At 40.3% G+C, this 14,983-nt stretch carries 15 protein-coding genes; 4 read left to right on the forward strand and 11 right to left on the reverse strand.

The genetic code is table 11. The annotated features are described in order from the left end of the window. The first annotated feature begins 67 nt into the window (after positions 1–67). Positions 68–391 carry a muconolactone Delta-isomerase gene (locus ACSQ6I_RS05175; protein ID WP_438889296.1) on the forward strand — a complete coding sequence of 108 codons (324 nt, stop codon included), beginning with the start codon at positions 68–70 and terminating at the stop codon, positions 389–391. A 217-nt stretch (positions 392–608) separates the two neighbouring features. Here the strand turns inward: ACSQ6I_RS05175 and ACSQ6I_RS05180 are convergent, their stop codons facing one another. From ACSQ6I_RS05180 to ACSQ6I_RS05225, 10 genes are all read right to left on the reverse strand, one after another. Next, the gene (locus ACSQ6I_RS05180) at positions 609–845 is read right to left on the reverse strand and encodes a DUF7219 family protein (RefSeq protein ID WP_015213260.1); all 237 of its coding nucleotides are present in this window, start codon (positions 843–845) and stop codon (positions 609–611) included. Between the two features lie 90 nt (positions 846–935). Continuing rightward, positions 936–1,232 carry a hypothetical protein gene (locus tag ACSQ6I_RS05185; RefSeq protein ID WP_438889297.1) on the reverse strand — a complete coding sequence of 99 codons (297 nt, stop codon included), beginning with the start codon at positions 1,230–1,232 and terminating at the stop codon, positions 936–938. A 491-nt stretch (positions 1,233–1,723) separates the two neighbouring features. Beyond that, on the reverse strand, positions 1,724–2,476 hold the full coding sequence (locus tag ACSQ6I_RS05190) for an alpha/beta fold hydrolase (RefSeq protein ID WP_438889298.1): 753 nt from the start codon (positions 2,474–2,476) through the stop codon (positions 1,724–1,726). 107 nt (positions 2,477–2,583) lie between these two features. Next, positions 2,584–3,096 (reverse strand): flavodoxin FldA, encoded by a 513-nt coding sequence (fldA, locus tag ACSQ6I_RS05195; RefSeq protein ID WP_438889299.1) that lies wholly within the window; start codon positions 3,094–3,096, stop codon positions 2,584–2,586. 27 nt (positions 3,097–3,123) lie between these two features. Further along, positions 3,124–4,545: a chlorophyll a/b binding light-harvesting protein gene (locus ACSQ6I_RS05200; protein ID WP_438889300.1), complete on the reverse strand. Its 1,422-nt coding sequence runs from the start codon at positions 4,543–4,545 to the stop codon at positions 3,124–3,126. A gap of 2 nt (positions 4,546–4,547) precedes the next feature. Then, positions 4,548–5,567: a chlorophyll a/b binding light-harvesting protein gene (locus ACSQ6I_RS05205; RefSeq protein WP_438889652.1), complete on the reverse strand. Its 1,020-nt coding sequence runs from the start codon at positions 5,565–5,567 to the stop codon at positions 4,548–4,550. 334 nt (positions 5,568–5,901) lie between these two features. After that, positions 5,902–6,150, reverse strand: a complete 249-nt coding sequence (locus tag ACSQ6I_RS05210) for a hypothetical protein (RefSeq protein ID WP_438889301.1) — start codon at positions 6,148–6,150, stop codon at positions 5,902–5,904. 167 nt (positions 6,151–6,317) lie between these two features. Beyond that, the gene (locus ACSQ6I_RS05215; RefSeq protein ID WP_438889653.1) at positions 6,318–7,190 is read right to left on the reverse strand and encodes a hypothetical protein; all 873 of its coding nucleotides are present in this window, start codon (positions 7,188–7,190) and stop codon (positions 6,318–6,320) included. Positions 7,191–7,354: 164 nt separating this feature from the next. Then, positions 7,355–8,131: an RNA polymerase sigma factor SigF gene (locus ACSQ6I_RS05220; RefSeq protein ID WP_438889302.1), complete on the reverse strand. Its 777-nt coding sequence runs from the start codon at positions 8,129–8,131 to the stop codon at positions 7,355–7,357. 610 nt (positions 8,132–8,741) lie between these two features. Then, on the reverse strand, positions 8,742–9,572 hold the full coding sequence (locus ACSQ6I_RS05225) for a photosystem II manganese-stabilizing polypeptide (protein WP_438889303.1): 831 nt from the start codon (positions 9,570–9,572) through the stop codon (positions 8,742–8,744). A 413-nt stretch (positions 9,573–9,985) separates the two neighbouring features. On the opposite strand from ACSQ6I_RS05225, the gene ACSQ6I_RS05230 reads away from it, so the two are divergent. The 3 genes from ACSQ6I_RS05230 to ftsZ all read left to right on the forward strand — a co-directional run bounded on the left by ACSQ6I_RS05230 (position 9,986) and on the right by ftsZ (position 13,791). Then, complete coding sequence (locus tag ACSQ6I_RS05230) at positions 9,986–10,294, forward strand: hypothetical protein (RefSeq protein ID WP_438889304.1); 309 nt, start codon at positions 9,986–9,988, stop codon at positions 10,292–10,294. 240 nt (positions 10,295–10,534) lie between these two features. Beyond that, positions 10,535–11,452, forward strand: a complete 918-nt coding sequence (locus tag ACSQ6I_RS05235) for a cell division protein FtsQ/DivIB (RefSeq protein ID WP_438889305.1) — start codon at positions 10,535–10,537, stop codon at positions 11,450–11,452. A gap of 1,052 nt (positions 11,453–12,504) precedes the next feature. Then, positions 12,505–13,791, forward strand: a complete 1,287-nt coding sequence (gene ftsZ / locus ACSQ6I_RS05240; protein WP_438889306.1) for a cell division protein FtsZ — start codon at positions 12,505–12,507, stop codon at positions 13,789–13,791. Between the two features lie 152 nt (positions 13,792–13,943). Here the strand turns inward: ftsZ and gshB are convergent, their stop codons facing one another. Continuing rightward, a complete protein-coding gene (gshB, locus tag ACSQ6I_RS05245) occupies positions 13,944–14,954 on the reverse strand; it encodes a glutathione synthase (RefSeq protein ID WP_438889307.1) in 1,011 nt (336 codons plus the stop codon). Positions 14,955–14,983 lie beyond the last annotated feature (29 nt).

The following is a 14,983-nucleotide window of genomic DNA, read 5'->3' on the forward strand; positions in this document are numbered from 1 at the left end:
TTGACAAACTATCTTGTCTACTATTTTATTATTTGTAATTAACAAAACAATCTTAGGAAAATTAACCATGCTATATCACTTAGATTTTCATGTCGAATACCCCGATGATATGACACAGCAAGAACTATTTACAATTTGGAATGAAGAAGCTGATGCGGCATTGCAAGCAAAACAAGTAGGAATTGTTGTAGATTTGTGGAAATGTGTAGGAACTCGTCGAGTAATTGCAATTGTGGATGTTCCCACACCTGACACCCTTGATCAAATTCTCTTGGATTTACCTATCATGAAAAAAATGGGTCAAAATGTGCAAGTAGAAGTAACTCCTTTGAGAAGATATGAAGACTTTGCAGTGGATATCAAAGCTAGGTTAGAGAAAAAAGAAAAGTAGACAAAAATATAATACCCTGACTTAAAAATTCGTTGATTGCAGATCAGTTATACTAAGAACGGGTTAAAAGTGTCATTCTGATAGCGCAGCGTGGCGTAAGCCATACGAAGTGAAGAATCTCCGAGATACTTCTCTACGAGACGCTCCGCGAACGCTGCACTACGTTACGCTCAGTATGACATAAGTCCAGATTTCACCCATTTGCAGTATAGCTAACTTATAGTGTTTTTTTGACAGACTTTAATTGTCTCCAGAGAAGTTGAATTTGTTTGTAAGCTTCCTCTGGAGCAATTTTCCCACCAGTTTGTAAACTACAAATGTAATTTACTCGTTGAGAAAATTCTTGCAGATGTAAATTAAATTTTAAATACTCCGTCTTCAATTCTCCATTATATGGACTACGAGGATAGAGAAAATCAGATAGTTCAGATAGAAAATCAGAGCTTGTATTCATAAGTTCAAGTACTTGTTCAAGATGAAGATTGATAGTTAACAAAATCTGATCAGAGGCAATAACTAAATACAGTTATTACATCTGTAAATTTCAATCATATTGTAAATCACTTTTTCCTATTTTCCATGTTCGACCCTTTTGACAAGCATTACAAGCAGCAGTTTTTGGCTCAAAATCAACACAGCCAATGGCGTGTTCACAACAAGCTTTCTGAGGATGTACAGTACATTTAAGACGATAATCATTAGTAAAATATTCACAATTATAACAAGGAATTTGATGTAATTTATATAAATATTTGATTCCTTTTTTTACCGTTAACCAAACACTGCAAAGCAGTAAAATCGTCATTATCCAAGCACATAAGGCGCAAAAAATTATAGCCATATATTTATTACTCCCAAAAAAATTGTAAGAAATAGCCCACAGTCAACTGCTATTAACTACAGGCTGAAATTGTGACTAGCTGATGTTGAGCAAACTTTACGTTATGAGGAAATACTACGGGAATGCCAAGCGGGCATTACCAACCCACCAATCAAATTTGACCTTGGGATTATCGTATGTCTGCATTGCTTACTAATTTATGACTTGTTGCTAGAAATATTCAAGTAATAAGCTATTTAACTTCAACGGATAAAAGTTGATAACATGACTAAAGTCATTTAAATGCTTGAAGTTAATTGCTGATCTGGTGATTACAAATATAGTTTATTGATAAAAATTTCTATTTAGCTGACTCTGTAATAAAGCTTAACAATTATCAATTAAGTTCAATTCAGCAACGCAAAATGAGCGATAATATGTAATTTTATCGCTGTCAAAGGTTTAGATAAATTATTAATAGGGGTGATAAATATGCCCCTAAGAAATACTTGCTAATTTGTTAAATTTTGAGAAATTAGTTGAGATATCAGCATTGGTTGTAGATGATAAAGTCGCCAAAAACTCAATATTTGCTCCCCAACATCTTGAGGATAAAAGTAATGAAAAAAATGATATCCTTGAGGGCATTCCCAGAGATGGTCTTCAGGTTTAAAACATTTTAACCAATCCTGTAATGCAGGTGGAGCAGCAATGGGATCATTTTTGCTACCACATACCATCATCGGCATAGAAACTCCACCTTTAGGCAAATCAACCAACTTGAAGAGAGAGTGTAATAATGGGGTTTGATCCAAATCTTGCTCTAAAGCTGCCATTAACTTTTTAGTGGTGTGAGCAGGTTGTTTGCCAAAAAGATTGCGGACGTTATTCGCTAAGACTTGTTCACGACTAACTGTAAATAGTTCTCTTTGAACATAGTAGTGAGTGTGCCAAGTATGGGCAGGTTGAGAAGCCACAGCTAATAAAGTGAGCGATCGCACCTTTTCAGGATAACGACGAGCAAAATTTAAAGCGATCGCACCACCAGCACCATGGCCAGCTAAATGTATAGAACCAGTACAAGGGGTCAAAAATTCATAGACTAAATCTACTGCTTCATCTATAGAACTACCCTCATCTTTTCCTTGATGGTACTCCCACTGAGCGACCTTCATATACTTACACAAATATTTAAGTAATGGTTGATCAAACCTTCCCAAAGCAGGGCTAGAACTTAACCACAAAACATCAAAAATATCAGACATAAATATTCTCACAAAATACAATAGAGGATGGTAAGGAAGGTGTAGTTAATCAAATTATCCACACTTTGACAACTAACAAATGACTACTAAATAATGTCCAGAATTTTTTACAAACCAAATTCTGTTTTTAACTGAGCCACCCAAGCCTTGATACGTTGATCAGTTAAATCAGATTGATTATCTTCATCAAGTGCCAAACCGACAAACTTACCATTTTTAAATGCCTTAGATTCATTAAAATCATAACCATCCTTTGGCCAATAACCCACAGTTTTACCACCACGCTCGGAAATTTTTTCTTCTAAAATGCCCATAGCATCTTGAAAATTATCCCCATAGCCAAGCTGATCCCCAGTACCAAAATAGGCAACTAATTTACCGGAAAAATTGATAGTATCCAACTCCGGAAAAAAGCCTTCCCAATCACTTTGTAGTTCACCAATATTCCATGTAGGACAGCCGATAATCAGACATTGATACTCCTCTAAATCAGTAGCATCAGCTTGGGAAATATCCTGCAAAGTCACCACATCATCACCAAACTCATCCCGAATCATTTCCGCAGCAGATTCAGTTTTACCAGTTTGAGTACCGTAGAACAAACCAATTTTTTTTGACATTTTCAAACCCCTTCAATAAAAATCAACTTAGGAAAATAAACTGCTATTAGTTAACAGCAAGAAAGCGAACAAAGCTCCCCCAGAACCACCAACCATCCAACCAATATTAAACTGACCCCAAGACTTAGCTGTGGTTAAATTATCTGGTAGTTCTCCTTGAGGAGATTTACGTTTTTGGAAAGTTGCCTTACCATACAGCCACAGACAAATTGATAAAATCAACAGCAACCCAATAGTAGCTACTAACCCAGCTTGATTTGCTAACTCCGTATTCCGCAGCGGACCCAATTTTACAAAAGGGCCAAGCAGGAAATAACCATGAGCCATGCCAATTTCTAAACCGCGATAAAAAGGAGACAACCCCGGACGGTAAATAGGAAGATTGCCTAAAAACTTCAGTGTTAAATCAGAAGCATTGACAGGAGTTTGTAAATTGCCAAATTCTGGGGAATCCAAATAATTGACAACTCCTTGCTGAAAATCTAACCCAGCTGCAATCACACGCACTCTTAAAGCGTGCCAAATATGACCCAATAAAAAGACAACAGCTAAAGCAAAATGGCTAGTTGCTAACCAAGTGCGAATCGAAATTACTTCAGATGTGCTACTAAATCCCAACGGTCCATAAAACTCAGTCGGATAAACGGTATCATTAACAGTCACAAAATATGCTGCTAACAAACCCATGTATGCCAAAGCAGCAAGACTGTAAGATAAATAAGCCTCACCAGACCAAAACAAGATATTTTTTGCCCAGGTGAAAGGAGTAGTGAAAATGTGCCAAATTCCTCCACCAATACAGAGGAGTCCTACCCAGACATGGCCACCAATAACATCTTCTAAATTATTGACAGCAGCCATACCTTGACCACCAAACAGATAACCAAATATCCGCACAGGATTGAGATTTGGTGCTGTAATTATCCTCACAGATGCCACAGTAGGGTCATAAATTCCCCCCCAAACCGTGGCTTTTAGCACCAGTAAAAATGCTCCTAAACCCAACAAGACCAGATGAATACCAATGATGGTGGTCATTTTGTCTTCATCTTCCCAGTTGTAGCCAAAGGAACCAGGAAAATTTTTGTTTTCTGCTAATACCTTGGGTCCTAAAAGAGCGTGATAAATCCCCCCAGCACCAAGTACAGCCGAACTGACCAAATGCAGTACACCAATAACAAAATAGGGATAGATATCAATAATTTTGCCACCATCACCAATACCAAATCCTAAGGTTGCCAAATGAGGTAGTAAAATTAACCCTTGTTCATATATTGGTCGGGAAGGGTCGTATTTACTGATTTCAAATAGGGTCATTGCCCCAGCCCAAAGTACAATTAACCCAGCATGGGCAACATGAGCGCCTAAAATTCGACCAGATTGGTTAATAAACCGAGCATTACCTGCCCACCATCCATATTCAGGTGGGTTAATAGTTGCAGTAGTCATAGTTACATTACCTCACCACGAGTTGGACGTAAAACTTCACCGGTGCGAAAATCAAAACCCGCAGCCCGTAAGGCGTGCCAAAGATGTCCTTGGAGAAAGAAAAAGCCTAGCCAAAAGTGAGCATTTGCCAACCACACACGAGAAGATAATAAATCTCCATTGTGGAAATAGGGGAAACGGTCAAAGCCAATGCTCAAAGGTGTACCGTAAAATTCTACAGGGTAAGCAAGTGTGTTCACGGAGACGAAATAGGCAGCTATAAAACTCATTAAGCTTAAAGCTCCTAAGCTGTAGGACAGGTATGCTTCTCCTGACCAAACAAACAGCCGTTTTACAAAGGCAGAAGGCTCAGTGGTAATGTGCCAGATACCCCCCGCTATGCAGATAATACTGACCCATATATGACCACCAACTAAGTCTTCTAGGTTGTTCACTCCGGCAATCCAGTATTTATGACTGCCTATCAGATAGCTGAAAATAACCGTAAAGTTCCAGGTAGGGTGATTAATGACTCGTACTTCTCCAAGATTTGAGTCGTACAAACCTCCGAAGAAGATAGCTTTGGCAACGAGTAAACCTGCCCCTAAACCCAGTAAAACTAGATGAATACCGAGAATATTTGTCATTTTATTGGCATCTTGCCAACGATAGCCAAAGAAAGAAAATTTTTCTTCTAGGATAGCTGGACCCCATAGAGCATGGAATATTCCTCCCAGTCCTAGAAAAGCAGAGCTAATTAGGTGCAATGCTCCAATGACGAAGTAAGGATAGGTATCTACAATTTGACCACCACCACCTACACCCCAACCCAAGGTTGCTAAGTGGGGTAAGAGAATTAAGCCTTGCTCATACATTGGTTGTGAGGGCTGGAAATGGGCAAGTTCAAATAAGGTTGTTGCACCAGTCCAAAACACGATTAATCCTGCATGGGCAACATGAGCGCCTAAAAGTCGTCCTGAAAGGTTTGTTAAACGGGCGTTCCCTGACCACCAAGGTATGGACTCCGGGGTTTGCACAGCCATGCTTGTCATGGTGTAATTTCCTGTGAGTGAATTGTTATAAATAGTTGCGAGGCTTAATTTACTTATTGAGATTTATATTCAATAAGTTCTGAGGATATCCTAGCAGCATTATTGAGATAATTTATCATCTATCAATGATAAATTTTTGTAAAGCATAAGGTAAAAATAACTGAAATCCTTTATTTACAAGGATTTTTCTTATATTGCTAGAGAATAAATTTATTTTGCTATCTAGATTACTGAAACTAAATGTTCTACTGTAACTACAACACTAAAAAAGGGTGTTCCAGAGAAACACCCCATCAATATTATCTAAAATTCCCAGTCAATACTATTACAAAGAAGAACCACCATAGAGGTTTTGATAATAAGCCAAAATTTGCTTGACTCTTTCCTCGTTCGTCTTTGGTGTCCACGAAATAGACAAACTACTAATTTGGCTTTGATTGTAATCAAATTGTGAAGATGTCTGAGGAATTAAATCCACTTCTACCCCTTCTACTTGACGCAAATGGGCTGCTATTTCCCGATATACAGCTAAAGGCAAATTAGCAAATTCAATTTTTTCCTTAGTCTGCTCCATAAAAATAATATAAAACCGGAAATATCCGGTAATTAAATTTTATTTTTGGTTTTTTTAAAACCCGTGTACGGCACTCCCAAATGAGGGAGACACGGTTAAGCTAATCTTTTTTTTCAGATTGACAGCCGCATTTAATTCACCGTCAGGGTTTAGATTATCACAAAATTTTAAAGCAGTGTAACCATTGAAATAGAATTGCCAGCAGCAGCAGTCTTTGATGGATCAGAGTTGGCTGGTTTTTCTCCTACTGATTTAGCTACTTCAATACCGTATTGTTCCAAAATGACAATAGGATCAGAACCTCGGTTCATTTCAATGCGTTTAATCAAAACACCATTTGCCAAGCGTTGTCCACTTTGTACATAGCGGCTGGTTGGTTCATCTGGTACTTTGATAATTGCCTGGGGTTGTTTACCAATTAAAACTACACCACTTACTAAAACCGCTCTTGCGGAATCTGGTTGTGGTTGTGGTGGTAATACAGGTACTATGGGCGCTTTGGCGATAACTTGAGGTTGCAGCTTAGGCAGAACTGGGGCTGATATCGGTTTGGGCTTTGTTTGAATAGCAACTGTGCGATTAGGGTTGCCCTGTTGCCCTACCTGTGCTGGATTGTTTGTTTGACCTGGAGTTCTATTTTGTGCTGTTGGCGTTGTTTGTGGCTTGATTGGAGTCGGTAAGGGAGGCAATTTAGGAACTGCTTTTGGGACTGAATTGCTAGGCATTTGAGTCACTGGATTTGCGACTATTTGGGCAAAGGGGTCAGTCCGCCCTTTTTGGATCTCCAGCAAACGTGGCTGGACTTGAGTTGATTGAATAATGCCACCACCGTTAGCGATCGCATTTTGATTAGGTCGGGGAGGCACCACCGGATTGATAAAGGCTGAATCCGCCGGTGGTTTGGGCGCTGTCGCTTCAGAGGTTGGCGCAGGATTAGCGGGGTTAGGAGTGTTAGTAGCTTCAGGCGTGCCGCCTATAGTACATCCAGCGATCGCTAAACTTAAAATACCCGCAGTTGTAATTTGTGTTTTTATACCCATTAGCTGTTCTCGAAAGCTATAGGAAAGTTTACTTGTGGAAATCGACACACCTAAAATTTGCATTCAAGGCGAAGTCTGTTTCTTTATAACCTACATTTTGACATTTCGAGGGTTGTTTTTAACACTGTCATTCCAGCACATCCACAGTTCACGCTTGTTTGCAGTTAATCTTCTGCTGTACCCATGAGTTGTTTGAGCAAGTCCAGCCCTTTTTTGACTCTCCGGGAAACGGTAACAACACTAATACCCAAATGTTCAGCAACTTGTTTCTGTGTCAAATCCTGCAAAAATACGCACTCTACAACTTCGCGAGTTCGGTTTTCTAGCTGTATTAGTGCTTGATGCAGACGCATTTGGTCTTCTTGGGCTAGTTGAAAACTCCGGTAATGAGGATCTGGAACTAACTCACCTAAACAAGTAGCACCCTCTTCTCCATCCAACACAGGTACATCTAAGCTTAAAGGAGAGCGATTAACCCAGGCTAATTTAATCTCTTGCCATTCGCTGTGGGAAATTTCTAATCCTGCTGCTACTTCCGCGTCTGTAGGTTGGCGGTTGTATTTTTCGCGTAGAGAACGGGAAACCCCAATTGCTTGCTGTTGTAGAGCCAACCATCGTCGGGGTATCCGCATAGTCACACCTTTATCTCTAAGGTAGTGTTGAATTTCCCCTCTAATATAGGGAATAGCGTAAGAACTAAACGCATTTCCTTTAGAAAGTTCAAATTTTTCAATAGCTCTAATTAAACCCAAACAGCCGACCTGGAGCAAATCGTCATAGCTCTCTTGACATTGATTGATCCAGTAGTGAGCTTCTTTTCTCACTAGTCCAAAATTTAGTTTCACTAGTTGATTGCGAAGGCGTTCTGAGGGAGATGTCTGATACTCTCTCAACAACTGTGAAATTTCATGTTTCAGTTCGTTCGTGGCTGTGGTAGGCATGGCACATTGGGTATTCAATAAATGGTTAAGTTGAGTAATCGTTCTCAAACCTGGTTGTAGCGTTTTGTATTAGCGATGCCTGCTGTAAGCAGAATATCGCCTTCCATCCAGATCAATAATCTTCTGGTAAAACACAGAAGTAACAATTTTTGGCGATTCAGTCATATCTGGGATGGGTTAAAAATTTAGTGTGATTTATAGCTGAATTGGTTTTTTTGTTATTCTTCAATGGAATTTTGTATGTGGTGTATCGTATTAAATAATTAACCTTTAGAATCAAAATATACAATTCTGTCCTCGATGTCAAACCGAGATCGTACTTAATTTAACAAATGCAATATAATATTTACTTATCAGTATCCTGGCAGAATATGCGTTATTCTTCTAAATTGGGAAAAGTTATTTATATGTAATAGTACGTAATCAATTCCATTAACTTCATCTAATTTTTAAACAATCTCATTTAATTTATGTTGATTTACTGAGGAAACTAGAGGCGTTGGGGATCAGATGGGAGTTCTCGTCTCCGTTAAAAAACCCAACTGTCCCCTAAAAAAAGGAGGATAGTTGGGTTAAACTTTATAATGTAAACTCTTGTAATCAAGAGAATTTAGCCGCGATTTTCAACTCGACCGTAGAATAAACCACGAATCTTGACTTCTTTAGGTTCACCAGCACCTAAATCTGTATCAGAGGGCTGTTCACTCACGAAAGTACCAGCGATTTCGCCAGTAGAGCTATCTATTTTGGCGACTTGTAGAGAAATTTTGCCACTGAGGATTTCTGCACGCTTAACGTTAGTGCGAGTTAAATCGTCATCATCCGCTTGGGCAGGGAGAGCTACAGCATTATCGTATCCAGAAACGACACCACGACCTTTAGGATCTAGGAAAGCCGCACCACGATAGGAAGGAACCTTGAAAGTGCCTTCAAAGTCCGTCGAAGTGTTAATACTGGTCAAATTCGGTTGTGTTTGTGCAACCAAGTTTTTGATTGTAAACAAGAAAGGAACCAGTTCACCACCAGGAAGTTTGACAGTGATAGCTTGGAAGTCAAGACCATCTGTTTCTACAAAGGTGAGACTATTATCTGGGTTGATTTTGATATCACCTTGTACTTGGTCAATGGTGGAGGTATATCTAGTTAACAATTTGCCAGGAACAAATTCGGCTTCTTGTCGTTTGTTAGCAGGTTCTTCTTTGACAAAGTAACTAGTTGGTTCTAAGCACAGTTCTTTGATGGCGTAGGACTTGCTGGTATCCAGGGGAATCGAACCACGGCTTGTTTCTGCCAGTTGGGGGCATTTGTTAGCCAAGCCAGTGCCTCGAATCTGTTCGTAAGTGAGTAAATCTCTGGTGCTAGAGGAGGGAGCATCACTGCAAGCAGTGATTAGTCCTAAGCATAAAGCCAAGAATGCAACAATTAAAGCGCGATACCTCATGGTCAACCTCAATGTGAAAATTAATATCTAAAGTTGTCAACTCAGCCAGATCATACGATTTTTTTTAACTCAAAATCAAAGCACTCTAATTGGAAATAAGAATTTATCGATCCCATTTAGTTGCAGTAGAGGCTGTGCTACACTTCATTGCTTTGTTTTAGAACCGATCGCTTCCCTTTGGCACGTTTGCTGGATGCTCTATAAAATCGCTAGTGTCGCCGTTCCTCCACTGTCTAAAAGCCAAGTGGCTTCTCGGCTTTCCGCTTGATTCTGTGATCTGAACCAGAACTCTCAACGCAGGGCTTTCACTTTCGGTCTAGAGTGGCAGCTGACTAAATTAAGACCGACAAACAATAGAAAACCCAAAATCTTGGGTAAATTTGAGTTTACCCTGTATACATGGAGAGATTTGCATGAGCAACAATAAGAATTCTGAATCAGAGCAATTTACCGAGAAGTTACAGGTGATTACTGCTGCTGTGAAAGATTCAGCCCAAGCTTGTCAAGGAGATGTTACTGCACTGTTAGCTTTGCTGCGACAGTTAGAAAAGCTACATCGAGAAATTCGTGATGGAATTTTTCAAGATAGTTTGCCGGATAACCGTCAAAGACTTTACTCTCTTCTCAAAGATATTGAGTCGGAGGGGGGTTGGCCTTATATTGAACGGATGCGTCTACAAGCATTTTTAGTGAAAGTTGAGGAGGAAAATCCTGTGACTTAAAACACTGAGAACACGCTGGATAGGGATAAATCCTGGGAATGGTAAATTAAAAATCAGTTTTGAGGTGGAAGTTATTAAACTTATGGCTACAATCAACTCTCAAGGGAATGCTTGGGGTTGATGCCATCAAGCATTGCCTCAACTTGCTACAGTATCAAAGGTTTCCAAGTATTTTCTCTATAAAAGTTGATCAGGCGATCGCATCTAAATGAATTGGACTGAAACCAGAAAGGGGTTTTAATGGCCGGTATAGTCTCAGTTTCCCGTAGGGATTTAGCCCAGCGCCGTCAAAAATTACGTCGGCAGCAGCGGATGAAAATTATCCAAACCATTTGGCGAACATTAGCCGCTAGTGGTCTAGCAGGTGGATTGCTATGGGTGACAATCCAGCCAATGTGGGTACTAAAGGCTCCCACACAAATAGTTATGACATCAAGCAACCAATTATTGTCGGAGCAGAAAATTCAGTCACTTTTAGCCCTGTCCTACCCCCAATCTTTATGGCGACTTGAACCATCTGCAATTGCCGAAACGTTGAAGCAACAACCAGCTATTGCACAAGCAACTGTTAGTCGTCGTTTATTTCCTCCTGGGTTGATGATCGAAATCCAGGAAAGATTGCCAGTAGCAATGAGTTACACCTTTCCAAGACAAAGAACAACCAGTTGCGATCCTCAGTCTAGAACTTCGGAGAAATCTGCCGAAGTCCCACCACAACCATGTCTGCAAAATAGCAGTAACCAGAGCCAACAAGGTGATGTGGGTTTACTAGATGCCAGTGGTGCTTGGATGCCTTTGGAAAAATACACTTCACTTAATCCCACTGGCAAATTGCCTAGTCTCAAAGTTATTGGTTTACCAGAACAATACCGTCCCTACTGGACTCAACTTTATCAAGCTATCAGTCAAAGTTCGGTGAAGGTAACAGAAATTGATTGTCAAGATCCCACAAATTTGATTTTGAAAACAGAACTAGGAATTGTACATTTCGGTCTTCCCAATGCCCAATTACCTGAAAAAATCAAAGTACTGGTCGAAATGCAGCATTTACCTACAAAATTAAATCCTGGACAAATAGCGTACATTGATCTCAAAAATCCTGACTTTCCATTAGTACAAGTGAACCAAAAAGCGAAAATAAATCTCCAAAATCCCTAAGCAGCTTTAGGGCAAGGAGGCATAAGGTAGGAGGGAAGAAAGCAAGTTTGATCAGCTTTTTAAACTTTTTCACTGGATAGTTATTTTCGCTATCCTGCACTTGACTGTTTGATTGAGCAACTACTATTTAGAAATCAACTACTTTTCTATCCCTAAAGATATTTGTTATTTTCACAGCCCGCGCCACCGAAACAAAAATTGGTATTAAATTTTGATTAAAATGGCAGGATAAATGATAGACAATCGTTAAAGAGTAACAGATACTCAATTGATACCATCTGATTAACGCAGATCATCTGTCCTATCCTGTATCCTTACAACTCTTTTGGTCTGCTGATAATTTTGAGTGTCGAGTTGCTTTTACTCTGCTAAGGTGTATAACAACTACTTTATAATCTTGAGGAAATCAACTCTAAAATCAGATAGAATGGCTTTTTTAGGTATTTTAATCAGTGACGGGGGGTAAAGATATACATTCATTTTACGAAAATTTAGTAATTAACTAAGAAAGATGCAACGAAAGTTGTAAAATTGATTACTAAATAAAAGGTTTTAGCAGAAATAGTGGGAGGATATTGAGCAGACTAAGGACATACCGGGACGAAAATCAGCAACATAGCAGTCAACTGCTTACACTGTACCTATATTAAGGTTAGTGTAGGCTTGCAAGAATTACCTTGCTCTGGTAAAAGATGACTAGCCCTGTCGGATTTAGTTGAAAAATATTAATGTCTAGATCAAGTTATATAGATTGATCTTCTGACAATGTAGTTATACTTCTCTAAAATTAGTTGCGCGATGGCTACGCCGGCCGCAGGCACCGCGTACTCCTGTGGGGAAGCGTCTTGTGGAAAAAGCAGTGCTGATTTTAGCAAATCTCCTGTGCTTAAAGCTTTTCCCATAGCTAAATTATCGCACGTCCAATCCGGTTAGGTTTGGCAGCAGTGAGAACAATAAAAAACATTGCCAGAGATTGTGGCAGTATGAAACCATAGTTGACTCTTAAGTGAATAACACCGGAAAAAGTCGTTTATCTACCTCTTATAAATCCAATGACACTTGATAATAACCAAGAATTTACCTATAAAAATACCCAAGCTATGGGACAACCAGGATTATCTTTAGCAGTTAACTCCAACAACCCCTTTAATAGCTCTGGGCTGAACTTCGGACAAAATCATGATAGTAAGAAGATGACGGAAAATAACCGCATTGGTGAAATTGTTCCCGGCCGAGTTGCCAATATTAAAGTGATTGGTGTGGGTGGTGGCGGCGGCAATGCTGTTAACCGCATGATTGAGTCTGATGTCTCTGGGGTGGAGTTTTGGTCAATTAATACCGATGCCCAAGCTCTGACCTTAGCGGGCGCTCCTAGTCGGTTACAAATTGGACAGAAGCTAACAAGGGGTTTAGGTGCAGGAGGTAATCCTGCCATTGGTCAAAAGGCGGCAGAAGAGTCTCGTGATGAGATTGCTACGGCTTTAGAAGGTGCGGATTTAGTATTTATCACTGCCGGTATGGGGGGCGGAACTGGTACTGGTGCAGCTCCAATTGTTGCCGAAATAGCTAAAGAAATGGGCGCTCTGACTGTGGGTGTAGTCACCCGGCCATTTGTGTTCGAGGGACGAAGACGCACCAGCCAAGCAGAGCAAGGGGTAGAGGGATTAAAAAGTCGGGTGGATACCCTGATAATTATCCCCAACAACAAGCTGTTGGAGGTGATCCCTGAACAAACACCTGTACAAGAAGCATTTCGCTACGCGGATGATGTGTTACGTCAAGGGGTGCAAGGTATTTCTGATATTATTACGATTCCTGGGTTGGTCAACGTTGACTTTGCCGATGTGCGAGCAGTAATGGCAGATGCGGGATCGGCTCTAATGGGTATTGGGGTCAGTTCTGGTAAATCTAGAGCTAGAGAAGCTGCGATCGCGGCAATTTCCTCTCCATTGCTAGAATGTTCTATTGAAGGCGCTAGAGGAGTTGTCTTCAATATCACTGGTGGTAGTGACTTGACCCTACATGAAGTCAATGCTGCTGCGGAAACAATCTATGAAGTGGTTGATCCCAACGCCAATATTATTTTTGGAGCAGTAATTGACGACAGACTCCAAGGAGAAGTGAGAATTACCGTTATTGCTACTGGGTTTACAGGTGAAATCCAAGCCACGACACAACAAACGGTAGCTAACGCTAGAGTAGTGCCTCCCACAACTTCCAGAAAACCCGCACCACAACCAACTGTTAATCAACCAACCCCAACTCCCGAACCGAAAGAAAAACCCTCATTAGATATTCCTGATTTTCTCCAAAGACGGAGGACACCACCCAAGAATTAAATGATTGTGGATTTGAGATTTTAGATTAAATTTGCAGTCTCAGTTCCGGCTGAGTGCTGTATAAAATTTCTTAGTTAGTTTTAGGGTTTATTTAACTAGGTTAGGGGTAAGCAATTCAATTGCTACCCCAAATTTTATAGGTATGGATGAAACTACTGCTGAATTCTGACTCCTGACTCCTGACTCCTGTTATATTTTTTTGTCAGTGACTGTTCCAGCCATTGAATGACCTGATGACCAAGACGAGTACCATCTAAACGGTCAATTTCCCGAATTCCTGTCGGACTGGTGACATTGACTTCTGTTAGGTAACCACCAATCACGTCAATACCAACAAAAATTAAGCCGTCTTGACGTAGTTTATCGGCTACTAGGGCGCAAATTTCCTGCTCTCTGGGGGTGATTTCGGTTTGTGCTACTGTACCGCCTGTAGCCATATTATTGCGAAAATCACTACCACTGGAAAGGCGGTTGAGCGCCCCAATAGGTTCACCATTGAGCAAAATAATCCGCTTGTCTCCCTCCTTAGCTGCTGGTAAATAGTTTTGCACCATGACTGGGACTCGACCTTGGAGGGTACTAAGTTCAACAATAGAGTTAAAATTGCGATCGCTTGATTGCAAAAATAAAATCCCCTCTCCAGCTTTATTTCCCAGTGGTTTGAGGACTGTTGCTCCCTTGGCTTCCACAAATTGGCGGATAACTTGCTTATCTGCACTGACAATTGTTTCGGGAATACATTCGGTAAACTGAAGCGCATACATTTTTTCATTTGCACTGCGGATACCATTGGGGCTGTTAATTACCAAAGTTTTATTTTGGTCAATATAATCCAAAATGTAGGTCGCATAGAGGTAGGAATCGTTAACAGGTGGATCTGTCCGCATCAATACAGCATCCATTGATTCCAAGGGAGTTAAGACGCTAGAACTTAACTGATACCAGGGATTTGCTGCTACCCAACGTTTTTCCACCAATTCCACTGGTACAAGTTCTATCCGCTGTAGAACAGCCCAAGCTTTGCTATCCACAACATTCAGCAGGTTAGCCTGAGTTATCCAAACCTCATGACCTAGTATTTGCGCTGCTTCCATGAGCGCAACACTGGTATCATGGCATGGGTCAAGTTGATGGATGGGATCAATAATAAAAGCCAGTTTCACCCTTTCTACCTCAATCACCAAAAATGTAA

Origin of the sequence: Anabaena sp. WFMT (assembly GCF_051781005.1) — a bacterium.
GTDB lineage: Bacteria > Cyanobacteriota > Cyanobacteriia > Cyanobacteriales > Nostocaceae > Anabaena.

What these genes read in the sequence shown, in the direction of transcription:
- ACSQ6I_RS05230 (WP_438889304.1), top strand. Translation starts at nt 9,986, where the DNA reads ATGAGCAACAATAAGAATTCTGAATCAGAGCAATTTACCGAGAAGTTA.
- ACSQ6I_RS05190 (WP_438889298.1), bottom strand. Translation starts at nt 2,476, where the DNA reads ATGTCTGATATTTTTGATGTTTTGTGGTTAAGTTCTAGCCCTGCTTTG.
- ACSQ6I_RS05185 (WP_438889297.1), bottom strand. Translation starts at nt 1,232, where the DNA reads ATGGCTATAATTTTTTGCGCCTTATGTGCTTGGATAATGACGATTTTA.
- ACSQ6I_RS05180 (WP_015213260.1), bottom strand. Translation starts at nt 845, where the DNA reads ATGAATACAAGCTCTGATTTTCTATCTGAACTATCTGATTTTCTCTAT.
- ftsZ (WP_438889306.1), top strand. Translation starts at nt 12,505, where the DNA reads ATGACACTTGATAATAACCAAGAATTTACCTATAAAAATACCCAAGCT.
- ACSQ6I_RS05205 (WP_438889652.1), bottom strand. Translation starts at nt 5,567, where the DNA reads ATGGCTGTGCAAACCCCGGAGTCCATACCTTGGTGGTCAGGGAACGCC.
- ACSQ6I_RS05210 (WP_438889301.1), bottom strand. Translation starts at nt 6,150, where the DNA reads ATGGAGCAGACTAAGGAAAAAATTGAATTTGCTAATTTGCCTTTAGCT.
- ACSQ6I_RS05225 (WP_438889303.1), bottom strand. Translation starts at nt 9,572, where the DNA reads ATGAGGTATCGCGCTTTAATTGTTGCATTCTTGGCTTTATGCTTAGGA.
- fldA (WP_438889299.1), bottom strand. Translation starts at nt 3,096, where the DNA reads ATGTCAAAAAAAATTGGTTTGTTCTACGGTACTCAAACTGGTAAAACT.
- ACSQ6I_RS05175 (WP_438889296.1), top strand. Translation starts at nt 68, where the DNA reads ATGCTATATCACTTAGATTTTCATGTCGAATACCCCGATGATATGACA.
- ACSQ6I_RS05220 (WP_438889302.1), bottom strand. Translation starts at nt 8,131, where the DNA reads ATGCCTACCACAGCCACGAACGAACTGAAACATGAAATTTCACAGTTG.
- ACSQ6I_RS05235 (WP_438889305.1), top strand. Translation starts at nt 10,535, where the DNA reads ATGGCCGGTATAGTCTCAGTTTCCCGTAGGGATTTAGCCCAGCGCCGT.
- ACSQ6I_RS05215 (WP_438889653.1), bottom strand. Translation starts at nt 7,190, where the DNA reads ATGGGTATAAAAACACAAATTACAACTGCGGGTATTTTAAGTTTAGCG.
- ACSQ6I_RS05200 (WP_438889300.1), bottom strand. Translation starts at nt 4,545, where the DNA reads ATGACTACTGCAACTATTAACCCACCTGAATATGGATGGTGGGCAGGT.